Annotated in this window: 5 protein-coding genes; all 5 read right to left on the bottom strand. The window is 73.1% G+C overall.

Annotated features, from left to right (window positions below; genetic code table 11):
* Nucleotides 1–45: 45 nt before the first annotated feature.
* Nucleotides 46–633, bottom strand: a complete 588-nt coding sequence (locus tag ND748_RS24165; RefSeq protein ID WP_251748256.1) for an acyl-CoA dehydrogenase family protein — start codon at nucleotides 631–633, stop codon at nucleotides 46–48.
* 184 nt (nucleotides 634–817) lie between these two features.
* The gene (locus ND748_RS24160) at nucleotides 818–2,005 is read right to left on the bottom strand and encodes an acyl-CoA dehydrogenase family protein (protein WP_251748255.1); all 1,188 of its coding nucleotides are present in this window, start codon (nucleotides 2,003–2,005) and stop codon (nucleotides 818–820) included.
* A gap of 60 nt (nucleotides 2,006–2,065) precedes the next feature.
* Nucleotides 2,066–3,208 (bottom strand): acyl-CoA dehydrogenase family protein, encoded by a 1,143-nt coding sequence (locus ND748_RS24155; RefSeq protein ID WP_251748253.1) that lies wholly within the window; start codon nucleotides 3,206–3,208, stop codon nucleotides 2,066–2,068.
* Nucleotides 3,183–4,727: a class I adenylate-forming enzyme family protein gene (locus tag ND748_RS24150; protein WP_251748252.1), complete on the bottom strand. Its 1,545-nt coding sequence runs from the start codon at nucleotides 4,725–4,727 to the stop codon at nucleotides 3,183–3,185. Before ND748_RS24150 ends, ND748_RS24155 begins: the two co-directional genes overlap by 26 nt.
* Nucleotides 4,728–4,976: 249 nt before the next feature.
* Nucleotides 4,977–5,474: acyl-CoA dehydrogenase family protein (locus tag ND748_RS24145; protein WP_285902622.1), on the bottom strand; the 498-nt coding region annotated here is incomplete at its 5' end.

Below are 5,474 nucleotides of genomic sequence, written 5' to 3'. Positions count from 1 at the left end.
GGCCCGGCGGGCCCGGCGCCGACCGTCCACCGGCACGCGGCGCGGTCATGGCCGCCGTTCCCAGATCACGACCCGGTTGTTGCCGGAATCCGCGACGGCGAGCCGGCCGTCGTGCAGGGACAGGCCGTACGGCCAACAGAACGTGTCGGCGGTGACGGCCGACCAGCGGTTCTCGCCCGTGTCGGCGAACGTCGGCTGGCCGAGGACGGCGGTGGCCGCCGCGCCGGTGACCGATGGCATGCCGTCCCAGAGCAGGACCCGGTTGTCGGCGGTGTCCGCGACGGCCAGCAGATCGCCGTCCCAGTCGGCCGCGTAGGGGAATCGAAGCGTGTCGGCGCGGCCGGGGGCGTAGGGGAATTCGACCCACCCGGCCAGGGCGGCCTGGCCGAGCGGCAGCGGCGACCCGGCGCGGCCGAGTTCCTCCACGACGACCGCGAGGTCGGCGAAGGTCCCCCCCTCGGCGGGTCGCAGCAGCGAGGTGAGTCCGAGTTCGGCGGCGGCGCGCACGTCGTCCGCCGAGTAGAGCGCCGCGAGCGCCGCGCCGTCGGCCCGGGCCGCGGCCAGATCGGTGCGTTTCGCGAGCCAGTCGCGGGCGGCGTCGGCCAGGCTGATCTGTTCGTCGCTGAGAAGCATGTCGCCGGGTCCTTCCCCCGACCGCAGCGGTCGGGCACGCAGGTCGTCAGGGCCAACAGGTCGTCAGGGCCACCAGGTCGTCAGGGCCAACAGGTCGTCAGAGCCACCAGGACGTCAGGACCAACAGGTCGTCGGAGCTGGGACGTGGAGCTGGCCGGACGTCGGAGCTGGCCGGACGTCGGAGCTAGCGGGGCAGGCCGAGGGCGCGTTCGGCGATGAGGTTGCGCATGATCTCCGAGCTGCCGCCGGCGATCGTGTAGGCGCGGGCGTAGAGGTAGGCGTCCTGCCAGCGGCCGGCGTCGACGGCCTCGACGTCGCCCTCGGTGAGGATGCCGCGCGCGCCGAGCAGGTCCACGGCGAACTCGTGCAGCCGCAGGTTGAGCTCGCTGAACCACAGCTTGCCCGCCGGGGCGTCGAGCACCCGTTGCCGGCCGGCCCGCCAGCGGGCGAACGAGGACTGCCCGAGCAGGGCGCAGGCGCGGATCTCGGCCCGCAACGCGCCGAGGCGCTGGCGCACGTCGGCCTCCTCCAGCGCCGGCCGGCCCTCGATCTCGATCTTCTGCGCGAGTGCGTGCAGGTCCTCCCAGGCGAGCTGGAGGTCGACGACCGCGGCGCTGACGCCGTTGCGCTCCTCGGCCAGCGACGCATTCGCGACGATCCAGCCCTGGCCGGGCGTGCCGATCACGGCGGCGGCCGGGATGCGGACCCCGTCGAAGAACACCTCGTTGAAGTCGGAGGTGCCGGTCAGTTCGCGCAGCGGCCGGACGTCGATGCCCGGGGTGTCCATGTCGATCGCGAACGCGGTGATGCCCCTGTGCTTGGGCACGTCCGGGTCGGTGCGGGCGAGCAGGTACCCGCGGTTGGCCCAGTGACCGTTGGTCGTCCACACCTTCTGCCCGGTCACGACGTAGCCGTCGCCGTCGGCGACCGCACGGGTGCGCATCCCCCCCAGGTCGCTGCCGGCGTCCGGCTCGCTGAACAACTGGCACCACAGGTCGTCGCAGGAGCGGATGGCGGGCAGCAGCCGGGCCTTCTGCTCGTCGCTGCCGAAGCGGATCAGGGCACTGGCCGCCAGGCCGTTGCCGCCGAGCTGCATCGGAGCGCGGGCCCGCGCGATCTCCTCGGCGACGACGACGTCACACCGCGGGTCGTGCGCGGCGTCGCCGCCGAACTGCGCCGGCCAGTCGGCGCCGAAATAGCCGGCCTCGAACAGCGCGGCGATCCAGCGCCGCAGCTCGGTGAGCTCCGCGGCGCTCTCCGGGCTGCGCACCCCGGCCCTGGCCTGCCAGTCCGGGGCGTGGCCGGCGATGAACGCCCGCACCTGCGCCCGGAACTCCCCCAGCTCGGTCCCCGAACCCCAGTCCACGCTCATGACCTCTGCTGACCTCTGCTCCCACTCGACTGCTCCGTCACGACACCGGTGGCCGGGCCGTCACACGCCCAGCGAACGACCGATGATCTCCTTCATGATCTCCGTCGTGCCGCCGTAGATGGTCTGGATGCGCGCATCCGTGAACGCCTTACCGACGGGGTACTCCGTCATGTAGCCGTATCCGCCGTGCAGTTGCAGGCAGCGGTCGACGACCTTCTGCTGCAGCTCGCTGGCCCACCACTTGGCCTTGGAGGCGTCGACGGTGGTCAGCTTCTCCGCCACCGACGCCTTCAGACACCGGTCGATGTACACCTCGGCGATGTCGATCTCGGTGGCGAGCTCGGCCAGCAGGAAGCGGTTGTGCTGGAAACCGCCGATCGGCTGGCCGAAGGCCGTGCGGGTTTTGGTGTACTCCAGCGTGGAGTCGAACACCGCCCGCGCCCCGGCGACCGCCGAGATCGCGATCGACAGCCGCTCCTCGGGCAGGTTCTCCATCAGGTGGATGAACCCGCCGCCCAGGTTGCCCAGCACGTTGCGGGCTGGCACCCGGACGGCGTCGAAGAACAGCTCGGCGGTGTCCTGCGCGTGCAGGCCGATCTTGTCGAGGTTGCGGCCGCGGGAGAACCCGGGCATGTCCCGCTCCACGACGAGCAGGGAGATGCCCCGGCTGCCCGCCGCAGGGTCGGTCCGGGCCACGACGATGACGTAGTCGGAGTGGATCCCGTTCGTGATGAACGTCTTGGCCCCGGAGACGAGCCAGTCGGCACCGTCGCGCACCGCCGACGTCCGGATGCCCTGCAGGTCGCTGCCGGCACCCGGTTCGGTCATCGCGATCGCCCAGATCGCCTCGCCGGCGGCGAATCCGGGCAGCCAGCGCGCCTTCTGCTCGTCGTCGGGCAACCGGCTCAGGTAGGAGCCGACGACGTCGTTGTGGAGCAGGAATCCCGGACCGGTGACGAACGCGGCCGCGAGCTCCTCGGCGACGACGGCGTTGAACCGGAAGTCACGAACCCCGCCGCCGCCGAACTCCTCGGCGACGTTGAACCCGATGACGCCGTGCTTGGCCGCCTTGGCGAACACCGTCCGGTCGACGAGCCCGTCGGCCTCCCACTGGGCGTGATACGGGGTGACCTCGCGGGCGATGAACTCCCGGACGACCTCCCGGAACTGCCGGTGCTCAGACTCGAAGATCTCGCGTTCCACGGTCGTCTCCTTGCTCGGCGAACAATGCCAGCAGGTCGGGCATGCTGACCTTCTGGGACACTCCGCGGGGCAGCTCCGGGACCGTCAGCGCCCGGGCCGGCACCTCGTAGGGCAGCAGCCGGGGCCGGCACCAGTCGCGCAGCTGCTGCTCCTCGACCGGCTCGGCGCCGGGCGCCAGCTCCACGACGGCGACGGGCACCTGGCCCAGGCGCTCGTCGGGCAGGCCGAACACCGCCGCCTCGGCCACCGCGGGGTGCTCCTCAAGCACTTCCCGGACCGTTTGCGGTCGGATCTTGAAACCGCCACGAATGATCACGTCGTCGGCGCGGCCCTCGATGTAAAGGAAACCGTCGTCGTCGAGGTGGGCGAGGTCGCTGGTCCGGGTCCAGCCGTCCGCGTCGGCCCGCGCGCCGGCCTGGTCGGTCCTGATCTCCAACAGCCCGCTGGTGCCCGTCGCCAGCACCTCGCCGTCCTCCGCCACCACGCGCAGCCCCACCCCCGGGAAGGCCCGCCCGACGCTGCCTCGCTTCTTCGCCCACCACTGCCGGTGGTCCGGCAGCGACCAGCCGGCCACCGCCCCGGAGAACTCGGTCGCGCCGTACACGCCGAGCACGCGGATGCCGTAGCGCGCCAGCACCGCGTCGACCAGGTCGGGCGACACCGGGGCGGTCCCGCAGGTCAGCGCGCGCAGGCTGGCGAGATCCTCGGCCGGCACGTTCGCGTTCATCAGGGTGCGCAGCGCCGCCGGCGGCAGCGCGCCGAGGCGGGGCCGGTGCGCGCGGATGACGTCGAGCCATCGTTCGAGCGTCCAGCGCTCCAGCAGCACGATGCGCCGCGCGTCGCCGAGGGCCTGCAGCGCCCCCCACATCCCGCCGATGTGCACCAGCGGGACGGAGACGATGGCCACGCCGCCCTCGAACCAGGACCGTTCGCCGCCGCCGGGCTTCATGTGGCCTCGGGCGGACCCGACCGACGCCTCGAGCTGACGGTAGGTCAACGGGATGCGCTTGGGCGGCCCGGTCGTGCCCGAGGTGGCCAGTTCGACGGCGACGCCCGGCGCGTCGATCGCGGTGACCGCGGCGTCGGCGCGGCCGGCCCGCACCGTCGCGATCCCCTCGGGCGAGGTGTGCAGGAGGCTGATGCCGAGCCGCTCGACCGGCTCCGCCAGCCCCGAGGACGCCCAGGCCCGGACCGGCACGATGAGCACCGGCGGGCAGGCCCGCGCCAGGTCGCCGGCGAGGCGCTCGGCCGGCTGCAGCGGGTTGAAGACCGTCAGGCAGCGCTCGGTGCCGAGGATCGCGAGGATCGCCGCGATCGACTCGGTCCAGTTTCCGAGCAGGACGCCGACGCGCGCGCCGCGACCGAGGCCGAGCCCGTCGAGGCTGCGGGTGATCTCGTCGGCAAGCGCCCGCACCGTCCCCCAGGGCACCGCAGCGCCGTCGATCTCGAGGGCGGAGGCGGAGTCGGGCGCCGACCACAGCGCCCGCAGGCGAGCCGACAGGTCCGCGGGCGCGGTCATCGGGCGCGACCCCGCGCGACGACGTCCGACCCGCGACGGGCGCGCGGAAGGCCCGGTTGTCCGACGAGCTCGATCACAGGGTCCCGCATCATGGCTCCTTGCCGCCGCACGGACCAGGTGACGCGCTCCGGACGGATCCGGAGCACCACCGGGAGGGCCCGCTCGTCCAGGCTACCGCTAGACGAATTGATTAGGTTGAAGGAATTCACACATCTGCATCGAGGGGGTCGGCCAACCCCGGGCGTCATCTCAGCGCCGGGCCGCCGCGACCAGCCGGGACGCGGCCTGCTCGCGCAGCCGGTCCGGCGCCGCGATCAACGCCTCGCTGGACTTCGCCCGGCGCAGGTAGTGATGCACGGGGTGCTCCCAGGTGAAGCCGATACCGCCGTGCACCTGCAGGCTGCCCTGGGCGGCGCCGACCGCCGCGTCGAGGGCCTCGGCGGCGGCCAGGGCCACCGTCACGTCGAGCTCGTCGGTGTCCGCCGGCCCCTGCGCCGACCCGTCGGCCTCGTCGAGGGCCTGCGCGGCGGCGGCGACCAGGGCGCGGGCCGCCTCGGTGCCGACGAACATGTCGGCGCAGCGATGCGAGATCGCCTGGTAGGTGCCGATCGGGCGGCCGAACTGGTGGCGGCTGCCGGCATAGTCGACGGCCAGGTCGGTGCACTGCGCCGAGACGCCGACGGCCTCGGCGGCCAGCAGCGTCAGCGCCACCCGCCGGGCGGCCGCGAGCACCGCGGCGAACTCGGC

The organism is Frankia sp. AiPs1, from assembly GCF_023716945.1.
In the GTDB taxonomy this organism is placed as follows: domain Bacteria; phylum Actinomycetota; class Actinomycetes; order Frankiales; family Frankiaceae; genus Frankia.
This window is presented reverse-complemented; position numbering and strand designations above follow the sequence as displayed.